Raw genomic sequence first — 14798 nt, 5'->3', positions numbered from 1 at the left:
CCCGCACGTCCACAGTTTGTGGTCGCCCGCCTTTCTTGCTGCGGCGGGGCTTCGGAAGAATCATTTCGATCATCTCCCACTGAAGGTCAGTCAGGTCACTTGGGTACGCTTTTCGAATCGCCTCGGACACCGTGCACTCCTTTGCGTTGATGAACCGCAAAGTGTGAACAAAACCAGACTTTCACAAAACCTCAGTTTCCGGATAGCCTCTCAGTCCGCTATCCAGCGACGGACGGACAGCTCACACGAACTCGAAAACAGGTTTACGCATGAATGAATCTCTGCCTGATGAGATTGCCGATCTCGAACAACTCGAAGAACTCTTGAGCAGGCCGACGCAAGGAGTCATCGATCGATGGGAATCGACTCCCGGTGATGTCCTTGTTCTCGGTGCCGGGGGAAAAATGGGTCCATCGCTGACTCGTATGTTGCGACGCGCCACCCAAGACACTGGCTCGTCACGTCGCATCATCGCAGTCAGTCGATTCTCCGATCAATCTCTTCCCGAACAACTTCATGGCTGGGACATTGAAACGATTTCCGGCGACCTTCTGGACGAAAACTTTATCGCCAGCCTCCCCGATGCTCCCAATGTTATCTTTATGACGGGAGCAAAGTTCGGGACCTCCGGCGATGCGTCGCGAACGTGGGCGATGAATGTCTGGCTGCCGTCAGTTGTCTGCCAGAGATTTCCCAACAGCAGGATCGGTGCATTTTCGACCGGCAACGTCTATCCGCTTGTACCTGTCGATTCAGGCGGATCCGTTGAGACTGACGATGTGAATCCGGTCGGAGAATATGGGATGTCGGCACTTGGACGCGAACGGATGTTCGAGTTCTTTTCGCGTCGAAACCAGTCACCGACACTGATCGCCCGACTGAATTACGCCGTCGAAATGAGGTACGGAGTTCTCGTTGATCTCGCCAGGCAAGTCCTTCAACAGCATCCGCCTGAGCTAACGATGGGATACGCCAATGTCATCTGGCAAGGCGATGCAAACGCCCTGTTTCTGGAAGCAATGGCAGAGGCAGAATCTCCCGCAACCGTTCTCAACATAGCTGGCCCAACAATCTTTTCGACTCATCAGGTCTGCAAGAAGTTCGCAGACGCCTTCGGTCAAACCTGGACGCCGGGCGGAGAAGCCCAACCAACAGCCCTCTTAAACAATGGTTCACTCGCTCACCAGAAATACGGAGAACCGACCGTCTCTCTGGAGACGCTGATTCAGTGGACCGCCGACTGGCTGAAACGGGACCTTCCGACTCATTCCAAGCCGACGCACTTTGAAGTCAGGAACGGAAAATTCTGAGCGGTCAGTTCGGCAGACTCGCCAAGAGCCCGATTCGCTTCGCACACACTCGATAAGAAATCATTGCTATGCAAACTTCCTCCCTTCGACAACAACTCCTCAGTGGGCTTGTCATCCCAGCGCATCCGCTCGCTCTCAATTCCAATCGTGAACTCGACGAAAAACATCAACGGGCCCTCAGCCGGTATTACCTCGCTGCGGGCGCTGGCGGTTTGGCTGTCGGGGTCCATACCACTCAGTTTGCAATTCATGATGAAAAAGTCGGTCTCTACGAACCGGTTCTTTCACTCGCTGCCGAGGAGATCACCCGCAGTGGTCAGACGAAGACCGTGCGCGTCGCCGGGATCGTCGGGACTACGAAACAAGCCACCCACGAAGCATCGATTGCTCGCGAACTCGGATATAGCTGCGGACTCCTCAGCCTCTCCGCGCTACGTGGGAGCAGCGAGGAAGAGATCTTTTCACATTGCCGCGCCGTCGCAGATGTCCTTCCCGTGTTCGGCTTCTATCTTCAGGAAGGGATCGGCGGAATTTCTCTCCCGTATTCGTTCTGGAAGAAATTCGTTGAGATCGAGAATGTCGTCGCAATTAAAATTGCCGCATTTAATCGGTATCAAACAATCGATGTCGTGCGAGCACTCGCGGAATCCGGCCGAGAAGACATCGCCCTTTACACCGGCAACGACGACACCATCGTCACCGATTTAATGACCTCTTACGAATTCTCAAACACTGCCGATGCCAAACCAGTGAAGTTCTCCGGAGGACTGCTCGGTCACTGGGCTGTCTGGACAAAGTCCGCAGTCGATCTTTTAAGCGAAATCAAGACCATCAAAAACGGCGAAACAATTCCGGCTCGCTACTTAAGTATCGCCAATCAGGTCACAGACATGAACGCAGTCATCTTTGATGCTGCAAACGAATTTCGCGGATGCATCCCCGGGATCCTGGAAGTTCTCCGCCGGCAGGGACTCGTCCCCGGTTGCTGGTGTCTGGACGAAGCGGAAACCATGAGCAAGGGACAAGCCGCAGAAATCGACCGCATCTGCGCCGCCTATCCGCATCTCATCGACGATAAATTCGTTCAGGCACATCGCGATGAATGGTTAACTTAGAACACCGCAAGCTTGCGTGAATCACCGAAAATCGCAGTTTATGGACGTCGCATTCGACTTGGATCGATTGCGTTGCCGAACTGGCGGATTAGATCATCCAGCGGTCCGATGCCGGGTTGGGTTGTGGCCACCGGTTTCGCAACAGTTCCATTCACTTGCACTCGGATCCATTTATTCCCGAGTGGCTGAATGATGTTTCTTAAGATCGGAACTTGATTATTTAGCTTCGATGCAAACTGCAAATTAACGAGTGAAGCTGTGCCAGCTGCATAGCCAACTGAACCTCGTCCGGTAAGGCCGAGTGCGTCTCCGTTTAACTCAATATAAGAGAAGTCATACTTCCCGTTGTTAATATCAAACTCTGCGTAGGCATAATCGAAAGCTGTATTCCCGACAGGTCGAAAATTCAAAAGCGAGAAGACCTGAGCAAACGCCGGGAGTTCATAGATCGCAGCGGGTGAAATGTTCACCCACCCCTTCCCTTTCGTCGCTGTCATCGACGGGCCCATCCCTCGAAACTCCATCCATCCGTTGACCATGCCTTTGAGTCTTTGGGCTGTCTGAAACTGATCGGCCGCCCAGTCGGCAAGCTCGACATCCTTAATGCTCACTTCGCCGCGATACTGAATCAATTCAGGTCGGGCTGCGAAGACCACTTCAGAATCAAGCCCGACCTGCCCTCGGTAGATGTTCCCTTTGAGCGATGATTCGCGGTAAGGGTTCGATTCTGCATGCACAAGCTGCTTCTGATTCGGGACAGCCCGGCCAACGATTGCCCGTTCGTCGGTAATGATCATCGGACTTGTCACATCGTTGAATGTCATTCCAAGTGCGGTGACGGATTCGAGTTCAAGATAGCCTTCCATGTAGAGATGCCGACCGTCCCAGACACCTCGCTGGACTTTCGCACGCCCGGTGACTCCGGTCATCGGAATCCCCGCGTAAATGTCGTTGTTCTCGAGTGACGCAAAGAGTTCCCAGTCGGCAGTGACGACATCCGGAAGTGATGTCCATCCCTTAAGATCCGCCTGAACGTGCAGGTCAACCGGCCCTCGCAAGTCGAGACTCGCAAGCGAAATTGCGAGTTCAGAAGGAAGAGCTTTAAGAAGTTCCGCGTCGACATTCAACTTCATCAAATGCAGATCGCCCATATGAATATGCCAGGCGACTGCAGAATTCTCCGGGACATCTACAAACGCGGGGGACTCTGGTTTTGAGCCATCGACATGCAAATAGGTCTCTCCGTGCCAACCGTTCAAAGAATGAATTCGCAAGCGGTTCCCATCGTATTCGAGTGCTCCGACCACGTTCTCCCAGCGATACGGGAGATCGGCAGGTTTGAAAGCTCCGTCGCGCCATTGAATTCCCTGCAATGTAATTTCGGGAGTGTCGCCAAGTCGCCAGCCAACTCGCACGCGGTCCACATCAACGGTGCCTTTGAGGTCGATGTCTTTCCACAATTGCTCCAGATGAGGAGCACTGACTCGGGATGCTTTTTCCAAATCCGCATCGATCGGAACACGAACACAATTGAATTCGAGAGCGAAGACCGGCGGAGAGAGCGTCAGGTCGAGGAGTCCTCGTCCGCTGAGATGAGCGTGCCCGTGCCGGGCTTTCAGATTGTCAAATCGCCATACCGGAGTTTCGACTGCGTCGTATTCGATCGTCCCCGAAAAGTCTTCCAGCTGATAAGGAAACCCTTTGTAGTTCGCAGTCGACTGTTTGACTTCTGCGTTCAGCTGCATCATGAACTTTGCGCCGGGAGTCGCTGCCTGGACGAACTTCGCGGTGACGTCGAGCACCCCTTCCATCTGCATCGACTCAATCGCTTCCCGAGCTCCCTGCTGATTCTTCATCTGCAAAGAATTCAACAACCGGTCGTCGATGGGAATCCGTTCGGCCTGAATGATGAATTCGCTTCCACCGGGGCCGGTTGCATCGCTTTTGGTGCCACGAAGAGTGACCGGTCGATCGCCCGCCATGCCCCGAAGGTTGAAGTGAAAGTGCCCCTGATCGTGGGTCACCTCTCCCTGAATCTGGTCAACGGGATACTGGAAGTATTCGTGTTTCACCTGACAATCGCGTGCGGTGAACTTTCGCAGCTTAAACGTCCAGTTTTCGCCCGGCTGTATTCTTGCGTCGAAGTCGAGATCGAAGACTCCCCGCGGATGAATCAGGTGATACAAACCGGCCATCGATTCCGGTAAGACCGTTTCGAGTCTTTCGTCGATCTGCAGATTCTGAGCCTTGATCGAAAAGTCTTTGCTCCAGTCATTGCCGAGACGTGACGCGAATCCATCGACAGAGAGTGAGGCGCTGTTGTTTCTGCCTTCAAAACGGCGGATGACAATTTTGTCTGGAGTCAGTTCGAAACGGCCACTGACATCGTACAGAGGAACCGGCAACAGCAATTCGGAAATCTGCCCGTTGCGGAAGTCTGAGGTCAACTCGTAATCCAACGGATGTTCCGCCGAGAGTTGGCCCACCTCGAAGTGAAGGTTCAAGTCGGCACGGAAGAGTGCGCGCCGACTCGCTTGCTCAACAGTTTCGCCAACGAGAGCAAACTGGGAATCACGTCCTTCTGATTTCATTCGGTCTCGCATCACCGGTGACTGACTTTGCAACTCAGCCAGACGACGCCCGACATCCGGAATCAACAGGGCCGCTTTCTCGATCAATGGACCATCGACGCGAACATCACCCAGGTCGCCATGCAGATTCCAGCGCAATGTTCTCAGGTCAAGATTTCCCGCCAGTTGGAGAGTTCCCAGCGATTCGACGGCCAGCGCGCCCGTGATGTCGAATGCTTTCCATGCCGTTGGAACCAGATTGGCCTCGACCACACGTCCGTCGATCTCGTGAATGACGCCTCCAGAGATCTGTTCGATTCCCAATCGGATCTGACCGTTTCGAACGCGAATCTCCGGAGAATACGTTTGTTCCGGGCTGGAAGTTGTGAAGCCCGTCCAGGACCACACTCCATCCGCCGTCCGGAGGACTTCGAGGACCGGAGATTCCAGATCGACCGAGCGAACGACAATCGAATGAGATTCCTGAAGCGCGGTCGAGTCGATCTGAATATTGACGCGAGGAATAGAAACAAGTCGCGCGCCGGTCACTTTTGACTGTAACATCAACTCCGAAATGACAACGCCGGAGTCAGAAGCAAGCTCGGCCGTTTTGAAAGAGACTTCGCAGGTCGGAAACATCCGAGAGAGGACACCGTCCACGGTGGTGCGGATCAGGTCATCCTTCATCGACCAAAAGTGGGCCGCTCCGTACCCTGCTGCGACCACACCGATCAACAGCAGAAACAGCATCCATTGCAGCGTTTCGCGGATTCCGTTCCAGCTCACAATTTTAGTCCGAGTTATTCTCCAATTTCGGTCGCGATTGTCCGGCTCTGAATAAAACCGCCTCGATTCCCAAAGCTGTCATGACGAGCATCGGGTATTCCCCAGGCAGGCGATATCGCAGAGAACTGACAAAGACCAGGTGAATCAACATGAAGTAGAGTACCGGGCCAAGGCAAATGACCATAGACCAGTATTGGCCCCGATGGACCCACGCACCGTAGACCGAAAATGTCAAAACAGGCAAATAGAACAAGCCAAGTAAACTTTTGAGCGACCATGATTGAAACTGGTCTGCGTTCGGCCACAGATTCCAGTACCGAACAAACTTCAACCAGGACAAATGGGCAATCCGGAGAGGATCGGCAAGAATCAGTTCTCGAGAACGTTTTCGGTACTCTTGATCGACTTCATACTCAGTCATTTCTTGAGTCAGCCCGTCATCGTCGAAGAAACGCATATCGCTTTCTCCATTCGCTCCGGGTTGAACTCCGTCGTACAAACTCGGTCCCATCCAAAATGTTGTGAGTGTGAAGTGACCGGAAACGCGTTCGTTTCGAATGCCCCACGGCACCAGAGTCATCAACATCGCAAACAGAATCATCGCTGCCGATGCGAACGTTCGGACTTTCGGCCTCAGCAACAGGATCATTGCCCCGCCCAGCAACGGAGCTGCAAGAATCCAGCTTGGCTTCAAATAGACTCCGATGCCAAAGGCAATTCCCACCCAGAGAGCCTGTTGCAATACCGCAAACAATGTACTTGTTGCCGAAGAAATCAGCCGTCCCAATCGTTCACATGCGAGCGAAGCAAGAAGCAAAGCGACGCTGAACGCTGTTTCCGAGAGTATCAACCCGGAAAACCCGACAAACGTTGGAGACACAGCGACAATTGCGGCAGCGATGAGGCCGGTTCGCTCAGTCCCGATTCGTTTACCGAGCCAGTAGACCAGCAGGCACGCGAACGTCGCAATCAATGCGAGGACGATTCTGGCCGGAAGAAACTGTTGGCCGAAGACCGCCATGATCGAAGCGAGCAAGAGCGGAAATCCGGGCATGCGATGGACATATCGAGGCGGCGTATGAATCGCGTAGTCTTCGCCTTCGACAATTTTCTGCCCGAGCAGCCAATAACCTTCGGCATCCCCAGCGATCAAAAATTGTTGCCCGTTCGCATCGAGTCGCTGTTGAAGCAACACCACTCCGCCAACGCGAAGCACGAGTGCTGTCAACAGGATGGCGATCAGCCAGCGTCGATGAATGACTTGCGATTCCGTCATACCGGGACAGCTTCCTCGGGTCGGGCTCCTTCCAGAAAGACGCGGTGCCAGTGTTCAAGACACACAAGATTCCACAATCGATAAGAGTGATCCCATCGGCCATTGAGGTGTTCGTCGATCATCAACTTGAGTGCGTCCGGGCGAAAGTAACCCCGATCGAGACAGCGGTCCGACAGAAGGGTTTCCTTCATCAACGGTTTGAGTTCATTGCGGAACCAGTGATCAATCGGAACTCCGAATCCCATCTTCGAACGATTCTGAATCGATTCGGGAATCAGATCGGAGAACGCTTCGATGAGAATTTGCTTCCCCTTCCCGTTCGAATATTTCCACTCTGCTGGCATCCGAGCTGCGAGTTCGACAACGTGATGATCGAGAAACGGGCTTCGTGCTTCGAGGCTGTGACACATGCTTGCAATATCGACTTTCGACAGGATATCGCAGGGAAGATATGTCAGCACATCGACCGCCGTTGTTCGCGTGAGAAAGTCGCGATTCGGGTATTCCGCATAGGCGTCATCGATGAAATCTCCGCTATCGAATCCGTCCAGCGACTCCTGAAATTCCCGCGTGTAGAGATTGTGTCGGGAATCCTCATCGAAGATTCCGATCCAGCGCAAGTAGCGTCGTTCCGGAGATTGTCCAAGTGCGGCAATAAATCGCTTCGCGCGACGACCGAGAGAACGTTGGCGAGTTGAGGTCGGAATCTTCTGCCAGATCTTCGCAGCCAGAGCAGCCTTTACGGGTCGGGGCAGCCAATCAGCTTTTCCCGCGAGATCGACAGCCCGATACCGATGATACCCGGCGAAGAGTTCGTCGCTTCCATCTCCGGACAACGCGACCGTCACGATCTTTCGGGTCACTTCAGACAAAGCCATCGTCGGAATCGCGGAACTGTCGCTGAAAGGTTCGTCATAGTGCCAAATCAGCGTCGACAGTGTTTCCAATGCCGACGGATCAACGAGAAACTCGTGATGTTCGGTTCCGAGAAATTTGGCTGCTTCCCGAGCATATGCACGTTCGTCATATTCGTGGACCGGGAAGCCAATTGAAAACGTGTGAACAGGTTTCTCCGACAACGACTGCATCAGCCCCGCAATGATCGTCGAGTCAATCCCTCCGGACAGAAACGCCCCGAGCGGGACATCTGACCGCATCCTCAATCGCACCGCTTCGGTCAACGTCTCTCGAAGTTCTGCGAGCGCTTCGCTGCGAGCGGCAGGAGTCGCTTCGATCGGATCATCGTATGGTGGCTTCCAGTACCGTTCGACGGTCAGTTCATTCCGCTCATAAACCGCAATCGACGCCGGAGGAAGTTTCTGAAATCCCGAGAGGATCGAAGTCGGATGCGGGATGTACTGATATGTCAGATAGAGATCAATCGCCTGCCGATTGACTTGCAGCGGAATTCCCGAGACTTCAAGAATCGCCTTCAGTTCGCTCGCAAATAAAAGTCGCCCCGATTCCTGACGATAGAACAACGGCTTCTGGCCGAGACGATCACGCGCGAGCAGAAGTCGCTCACGGGATTCATCCCAAACGGCGAAGACGAACATTCCCCGCATTTTGTCGACACAGCGAACCCCGTACTCCTCGTACAGGTGAACGATCACTTCTGTATCCGAATCAGTCCGGAACACATGTCCCTGATGGATCAGTTCCTTGCGCAATTCTCGGTAGTTGTAGATTTCTCCATTGAACGAAACCCAGATGGTTCCGTCTTCATTCGAAAGAGGTTGCCGGCCACCGCTCAGGTCGATGATCGAAAGTCGGCGATGCCCGAGTGCTGCCGATGCGGACGGCGGATCGTTTTCGTTACCGTTTCCTTCAGACGCCGAAAAATAGACGCCATAATCGTCTGGACCGCGATGACGGATCGCGTGGAGCATTTTCTCCAGTTGGCTTCGACTCAAGGGCTCCGAGTTGGCGGACCAGACTCCGCCCGCGATTCCACACATATCCGATCACTTCCCAAGTCACTGTGTTCTGTCGAAGAATCGTAGTCGATGGGGACTCAATTCTGACAGTTTGAAACTCAAGATCTCGACCGAAAACTGTTTTCGTCTTAATGAACAAGTCGAAGAGAAGCTCACGAGAGCATTTTTTGATTTGGTTTGCACTCACTCGCACGAGCGAACGTAGCGTTTGATCTGATGAAACAGCGCAAGCGAGTACACAGGAAAGAGCAACTTGCTCTAAATGGCTTTCGGATCACTTTCTGAAGGTTCCGGAAGTTCTTCGTCAGTCGAACTCTCTCCTTCGATCTCGAATTCCTCGACGAGTTCCTGACGTCGCCGAGCCACCTGCCGATCGAACTCAGACAGCACATCTCGGGCTTTATCCCGGGAGGTGACCAACCCGATAATCAGATATTGAGTGATCGCCATCGCATAGCAGACCCAACCAACGGTTCCCCCCATGATCGCTGCCATAATCGCCAGAACCGGGGAAGAGCGATTCAAATGCTGACAGACAAGTCCTCGAAGCATCGGTCGAAACTGATCGGAAATGTTTCCGAAGATCCCGCGTTCTTTCACCCATTTGAGACGCGGAGGACCGGGATGGACGATCGAGAACAGTTCCTGATCGGGCATCGACTCCACCACTCCGACTGCCAGTAGAAGCCGGCCAGCGGTCACCCACCAGTGGTCGAGCGTGAAATTGAACTTGAGATCCAGCCAGGACCCCAACCACAGTTCCACGTTTTTCGTGGCGAAGAAAAGAAGAAGCGAGCTGCGGAACCATTGCTCAACATCTTTCTCAAACTCATCGTCCCACTCTTTCGTCCGTGCGACTTTTTTTCGCAGGAGTCGAAGAATCGGAATAGCCAACATCCCGATGATCAGGCGTGTTGCGGGCCGGATCACTGGAGCCAGGATCTGTCGTAGCATCCAGTTCGGGGGATATGGCATCACTGCCCCTCAATCATTGATTCTCAAACCTGGGACGGGCTCGGCCGTCATTGTGCAAACGATAGCTTCCCAACCGCTTCCGCAAAGAGCAATTCAATCGTTGCGAATCGGTTCGAACTCAGGATTTCACCGGTCTTGACGGTCAATCCGGCATGCCCTAGTCTCGCGTCTCAAACAGGTCTTTCAAAAACAATATTTCACAAGCGCAGGAATGGTCCATCCAACTGCAAAAACTCACTTTAGGAACTTAAGCCATGGCTGATCTCATCGCTCCACACGGAGGCCTTTCGGAGCCCGTTTGCTGCACAGTCGCAGCTGCTGATATTGATTCTTTCAAAGCAGAAGCAGCCACCCTTCCAAAGGTTCCTGTCTCCGCAGCTGACTTGTCGACCGTTTACCGTTTCGCTGACGGGACACTCAGTCCTCTCACCGGTCCGATGAACAAGGAAACCTACGACAGAGTGCTCAGTGAGTCTGTCATTGTCAACAATGGTAAGAAGTACGCTTGGACAATTCCAATTGCGTTTCCTGTGACCGGTGAGACTGCTGCAACTCTCAAAGCGGGAACGAAAGTCGCTCTGACGAATCCTGAAGGGGAAATCGTTGCGACCCTCGACATCAACGACGTGTACGAGTGGGATAAGCAGGCTTACATTTCTTCCGTCTATCTGACCGATCGAACCGACCATCCCGGTGCCGATATGGTTCTGAAAGGAACCGACGCAGACAAGACTCACCTCATCGGTGGGGAAATCCGAGCACTGCCGCAGCCCAAGAATCCAAACTTCGGCCAGTACGTCCTCACACCACGCGAAGTTCGCAAGCTGATCGGCGAAACCGGTTGGGATGCAGTTGTCGCATTCCAGACACGCAATCCACTTCACCGTGCCCACGAATACGCCCTCGTCTACGCTCTTGAAGTGCTCATGAAGCAAGGCAAGAACGCGGGTGCTGTTCTGAATCCGTTGATCGGCGAAACAAAAGGCGACGACGTCAACGCCGAAATTCGAATGAAGACCTACGAGAAGCTCATCAGCGAACGAGCCCTCGGCGACGGCGACAGCGACGCCGAACTCTGGGGAAGCCGCGACGACTCTGTTCCGGATCGCGTTAAGCTTCTCGGACTCGACATCAAAATGTTCTACGGCGGCCCGAAAGAGGCCATCATGCATGCCATTTACCGCCAGAACATGGGTTACACAAACATCGTGATCGGACGGAAACACGCAGACGTTCCATTCTCAGACGGAACAGCGATCTGGGGAGATTTCGATGCTCACGAAATCTTTGACAAGCTCGACGGTGAACTGCTGATCGAACCGGTCAAAGTCGGCTTCGCGGCGTTCTACGAGTCGATGGGACGCGTCGACCTGATGGAAAACCACTCCGACGAAAAGCCTGTCTTCATCTCCGGAAAAGACGTCCGAGCGACACTGCAAAAAGGCGAACTCGTCGATCCACGCATCATGCGGGAAACAACCTCTCGCATTCTTGCTGAAGCGATGAAACAGTAGTCGCCCTCAATAACGACGCATTGAACATGTCCGACACAAAGCACACGAAGACGATTCTTCTGCTGGGTGTCGGACATACTCATGCGCACATCGTCAGGAACTGGAAACACAATCCGATTCCTGACACCCGACTCGTCTGCATCTCAAACTTTCCGACGACCGTTTACTCGGGAATGCTTCCCGGAGTGCTCGCGGGTCAGTTTCCGCTGCAAGCTGCCCAAATCGATCTCCAGCGACTTTGCGACTGGGCCGGAGCACAATTGATCCTCGGTCATATCACTCACCGCAGTGGTCGCAACCTCGTTCTCGCCGACGGAACGAAAGTCGCATTCGACGTTCTGTCCGTCGGAATCGGTTCCATTCCCGCAACAGAAGGGATTGAAATCGCTCCTCCGGCCTGCCTGTCAATCAAGCCAATGCAGGACTTCACGCAACGCTTGAACGACCGGCTCGATCGACTTCGTTTCCAAAATCGCTCTGAGCCAATCCGAATCTCCATCATCGGAGGCGGAATGGCGGGATGCGAAATCGCACTTTGCCTGCAAGCCCGGCTCTCTCAAACAGCTCGCGAGATCCCTTTTGAGCTAACACTCGTCCACGACGCCGAAGAAATCCTGCAAACAGAATCGTCAGGCTTTCGTCATCGAGTCCGCAAAGAACTGGAACAGAGACAAGTCCGCCTAGCAACCGGCCATCGCGTCCGGGAGATTTCAATCGGAGCACTGCACCTCGAAAATGATCGGACGATCGGGAACAACCTCGCCATCCTTGCGTCCGGGGCTGCCGCTCCGTCACTTCTTTGCCAACTAGAACTTCCTCAAGACGAGAGAGGATTCCTTCTCACGGAGGAATCTCTGCAATCGACTTCAGAAGAACCGATCTTCGCGGTCGGCGATTCCGGGTCCATTCAGAAAAAATCCGTCCCGAAAGCTGGTGTTTATGCCGTGAGACAGGGACCGCTCTTGTGGGACAATCTTCAACGCCTGCTCAAAGAGGACAGCCTCAAGAAGTTTTCGCCTCAAGAGAATTTCCTGAAGCTGATGAACTTCGGAAATGGGTCAGCTGCGGGAGTGTGGCACGGCATCTCGTTCCAGGGAGCGTGGGCACTGCACTTGAAGAACTGGATCGACCGCAGCTTCGTGAACAAATATCAGCAGTGAGCAGAAGAATCGAGCACGTTCACACAGCAGCCGCACAGACTGCAAGAACTTGAAGGAAGGATCTCCGGTCAACATCGATTGCAGTTGCCGTCGTCGGGAGATGAATCCTCACCCGTCAGATCTGCATCCCGAAAGTCAAACATCGACGAGAGCCGGCGAGTTCACATCCCTAAACCGACTTCGTTCAGAACACCGGTCCCAACTGTTCCATCGGTAATTTCGAACATGCTCGGATACTGATGTTCCCACACGCGGTTGGCACTCGGGCAATACTGTCGACCGTTGCCTTCAATGGCTGCAACCGTTGGAAATCGAGCTGCCAGACTTGCCGAGTGCAGAAACGAATAACCGGGACAGGTGAGATCCTGCACGCACAGAAACATTCCGAACTTCTGGGCGGCCGCAGCTGCGAAGAGTGCCTCGGTGTGCCCTTTGCAAGCTTTGAGTGCAACTCCGCTATACCCGAGCTCTCTCGCGAGCAGCAGTGATTCGTAGTCGACCAGAGACTCATCAATCACAACTGGCTTGAGCTTCGCCGCTTCGTGCATCTTGTTTTCCGGGTGCTCCGCAAGATTCCGATTGGTCGGTTGCTCGAGATATTGAATTCGATCGTAAGCCTGCGGGGACGATTCACGAACTCGATTCAGGAATCCCAACACATAGTCGACGTTCTCGCACTTCTCGTTGAAGTCGGCTGAATAGAACCATTCGCTGCAACCACGAGCTTCTTGAGCAGCCGATGCGACGCGATCGACATCGAGGACACGATTGACGTCCCAATCGAGATTGTCACCGTTCAGTTTAATTTTGAGATGAGTCAGACCGTCGGCAGCGATCCATTCTGGAAGCGTCTCCGGCAACCCATCATCAATCCGTTTCTCAATGTCCGCCTCGGTCAATGGATCGAGCGCTCCGACAAGATGATACAGCGGCAACCGTTCTTTCGGGTCACGAAGCGTATACCGATCGAGATATTCGCCCTCAAATTGCTCGTCGAGGTATTCGGAAAGATCCCGACTCATAAACTCTTTGGAGAGCATGTTGTACGAATTGAGATCATGCACCTTCCCGAATGCATCGTGGAGAGCAGCATCGAGAGGACTGGCGGCGACCAGTTGGGCTAATTCCGGAACCGGCTCGTCCAGCCCATGAAGTTCCGCGACCACTTTTGCCTGATGAAAGTATTCCGCAGAGACGTGATAGATGAGATCGATCGGGTGTCCGAATTCGTCCAGCGAGTCCGTCAGTCGAACGACACGCGTCGCGAAGGCTTCCATCGCCGCTTCCGCCTGCTCTGCCGAAACAACATCGGACGGCCACGCCCAGACATTTCCAATCGGCATGCTCCCCAGCCCGATTGCATGATTTCCCGCCCGGTCTTCAACAGTGACCTGAACGTTGATCACGCGATGCTTGTCCATCACCCGCCCACCAAACTTCAGGGGCGTTCGAAATGGAAATTCTTCTGTGGTGAGGATCGCGTCAACGACACGGATGTCGGTCGATTTGCTCATGGGAGGAAAGGAATTCGGTCTTTGAAATTTTCCGGTGAGGCGAATGAGTTTTCCACATCAAGCAATTTGCGTTGGGCAATTTGCGTTTGGCAAGTTGTGCTTGTCTGTGCACGCGCTTGGACTCTTCGACATAACCTTTGTCGCGATTGCTCGTGCTCATCCGCGAAGACAAGATCAACGCCTGCTTCGAAGATGTGGCAAACCCAGCTGTTCAGTGACCGAGGTATGTTAGCCCACACATTCCTGAAACTGCAAACCATGGGGAAGCACGAACATGCTTCAAAACAGCAATCCGCTCTGCTGGAGGCAATCCGCGAGCGAAAGCAGGCCCTATTTCGCGAACCTCACGCAGTTCCCGAGAATTGCACTCAGGCACTGTCAGTGATTCATTAGCTAGCTGCCAGTTTGCGAAGAATCTTCCTCAGGACCATCGTCCAATTGAGATCGACCGCTTGCCGCCAAATCGATTCCACATCCCGATCGCCACTCGCTTCGCGCAGCATAAATCGCTTGTCTTCCATTCCGCATCCGGCAAGCACGGTAACTTAGCCATTGCGAATGGAATACAAGAAGAAACGATTCAGTGTGGAAGAATAAGACAACAAGCTCTCAACTGCCACAAATGACATTCAAGACTTGTT

The 14798-nt window shown here is 53.5% G+C and carries 10 protein-coding genes; 4 read left to right on the top strand and 6 right to left on the bottom strand.

Features of this window, described 5'->3' with window-relative positions; genetic code table 11:
- The first annotated feature begins 269 nt into the window (after positions 1-269).
- Together KOR42_RS18855 and KOR42_RS18850 are read left to right on the top strand one after the other, a co-directional pair.
- Complete coding sequence (locus KOR42_RS18855) at positions 270-1310, top strand: NAD-dependent epimerase/dehydratase family protein (RefSeq protein WP_146511395.1); 1041 nt, start codon at positions 270-272, stop codon at positions 1308-1310.
- A 68-nt stretch (positions 1311-1378) separates the two neighbouring features.
- The gene (locus KOR42_RS18850) at positions 1379-2425 is read left to right on the top strand and encodes a dihydrodipicolinate synthase family protein (protein WP_146511394.1); all 1047 of its coding nucleotides are present in this window, start codon (positions 1379-1381) and stop codon (positions 2423-2425) included.
- Between the two features lie 38 nt (positions 2426-2463).
- On the opposite strand, the gene KOR42_RS18845 is transcribed toward KOR42_RS18850, so the two are convergent.
- The 4 genes from KOR42_RS18845 to KOR42_RS18830 all read right to left on the bottom strand — a co-directional run bounded on the left by KOR42_RS18845 (position 2464) and on the right by KOR42_RS18830 (position 9969).
- The gene (locus tag KOR42_RS18845; RefSeq protein WP_146511393.1) at positions 2464-5781 is read right to left on the bottom strand and encodes a hypothetical protein; all 3318 of its coding nucleotides are present in this window, start codon (positions 5779-5781) and stop codon (positions 2464-2466) included.
- Positions 5782-5785: 4 nt separating this feature from the next.
- Positions 5786-7057, bottom strand: coding sequence for an ArnT family glycosyltransferase (locus tag KOR42_RS18840; protein WP_146511392.1), 1272 nt, complete (start codon positions 7055-7057; stop codon positions 5786-5788).
- Entirely contained in the window at positions 7054-9015 is a 1962-nt protein-coding gene (asnB, locus tag KOR42_RS18835) for an asparagine synthase (glutamine-hydrolyzing) (protein ID WP_146511391.1), read from the bottom strand. The genes KOR42_RS18840 and asnB overlap by 4 nt, the downstream gene beginning before the upstream one ends.
- Before the next feature lie 237 nt (positions 9016-9252).
- The gene (locus KOR42_RS18830; protein ID WP_231741005.1) at positions 9253-9969 is read right to left on the bottom strand and encodes a DNA topoisomerase I; all 717 of its coding nucleotides are present in this window, start codon (positions 9967-9969) and stop codon (positions 9253-9255) included.
- Between the two features lie 254 nt (positions 9970-10223).
- Here KOR42_RS18830 and KOR42_RS18825 point away from each other — a divergent pair, with 254 nt between their 5' ends.
- Together KOR42_RS18825 and KOR42_RS18820 are read left to right on the top strand one after the other, a co-directional pair.
- Positions 10224-11483, top strand: coding sequence for a sulfate adenylyltransferase (locus tag KOR42_RS18825; protein WP_146511390.1), 1260 nt, complete (start codon positions 10224-10226; stop codon positions 11481-11483).
- A 26-nt stretch (positions 11484-11509) separates the two neighbouring features.
- Positions 11510-12643 carry an FAD-dependent oxidoreductase gene (locus KOR42_RS18820; RefSeq protein ID WP_146511389.1) on the top strand — a complete coding sequence of 378 codons (1134 nt, stop codon included), beginning with the start codon at positions 11510-11512 and terminating at the stop codon, positions 12641-12643.
- Positions 12644-12804: 161 nt separating this feature from the next.
- Here the strand turns inward: KOR42_RS18820 and KOR42_RS18815 are convergent, their stop codons facing one another.
- On the bottom strand, positions 12805-14157 hold the full coding sequence (locus tag KOR42_RS18815; protein ID WP_146511388.1) for an enolase C-terminal domain-like protein: 1353 nt from the start codon (positions 14155-14157) through the stop codon (positions 12805-12807).
- A gap of 389 nt (positions 14158-14546) precedes the next feature.
- Positions 14547-14678: a hypothetical protein gene (locus tag KOR42_RS27665; RefSeq protein WP_261342059.1), complete on the bottom strand. Its 132-nt coding sequence runs from the start codon at positions 14676-14678 to the stop codon at positions 14547-14549.
- Between the last annotated feature and the right edge of the window lie 120 nt (positions 14679-14798).

It is taken from the genome of Thalassoglobus neptunius (genome assembly GCF_007859735.1).
In the GTDB taxonomy this organism is placed as follows: domain Bacteria; phylum Planctomycetota; class Planctomycetia; order Planctomycetales; family Planctomycetaceae; genus Thalassoglobus; species Thalassoglobus neptunius.
This window is presented reverse-complemented; position numbering and strand designations above follow the sequence as displayed.

Bases quoted from the DNA above. Each gene is read 5' to 3' on its own strand.
- KOR42_RS18855 (WP_146511395.1), top strand. From the start codon at position 270: ATGAATGAATCTCTGCCTGATGAGATTGCCGATCTCGAACAACTCGAA.
- KOR42_RS18850 (WP_146511394.1), top strand. From the start codon at position 1,379: ATGCAAACTTCCTCCCTTCGACAACAACTCCTCAGTGGGCTTGTCATC.
- KOR42_RS18840 (WP_146511392.1), bottom strand. From the start codon at position 7,057: ATGACGGAATCGCAAGTCATTCATCGACGCTGGCTGATCGCCATCCTG.
- asnB (WP_146511391.1), bottom strand. From the start codon at position 9,015: ATGTGTGGAATCGCGGGCGGAGTCTGGTCCGCCAACTCGGAGCCCTTG.
- KOR42_RS18830 (WP_231741005.1), bottom strand. From the start codon at position 9,969: ATGCCATATCCCCCGAACTGGATGCTACGACAGATCCTGGCTCCAGTG.
- KOR42_RS18825 (WP_146511390.1), top strand. From the start codon at position 10,224: ATGGCTGATCTCATCGCTCCACACGGAGGCCTTTCGGAGCCCGTTTGC.
- KOR42_RS18820 (WP_146511389.1), top strand. From the start codon at position 11,510: ATGTCCGACACAAAGCACACGAAGACGATTCTTCTGCTGGGTGTCGGA.
- KOR42_RS18815 (WP_146511388.1), bottom strand. From the start codon at position 14,157: ATGAGCAAATCGACCGACATCCGTGTCGTTGACGCGATCCTCACCACA.
- KOR42_RS27665 (WP_261342059.1), bottom strand. From the start codon at position 14,678: ATGGAAGACAAGCGATTTATGCTGCGCGAAGCGAGTGGCGATCGGGAT.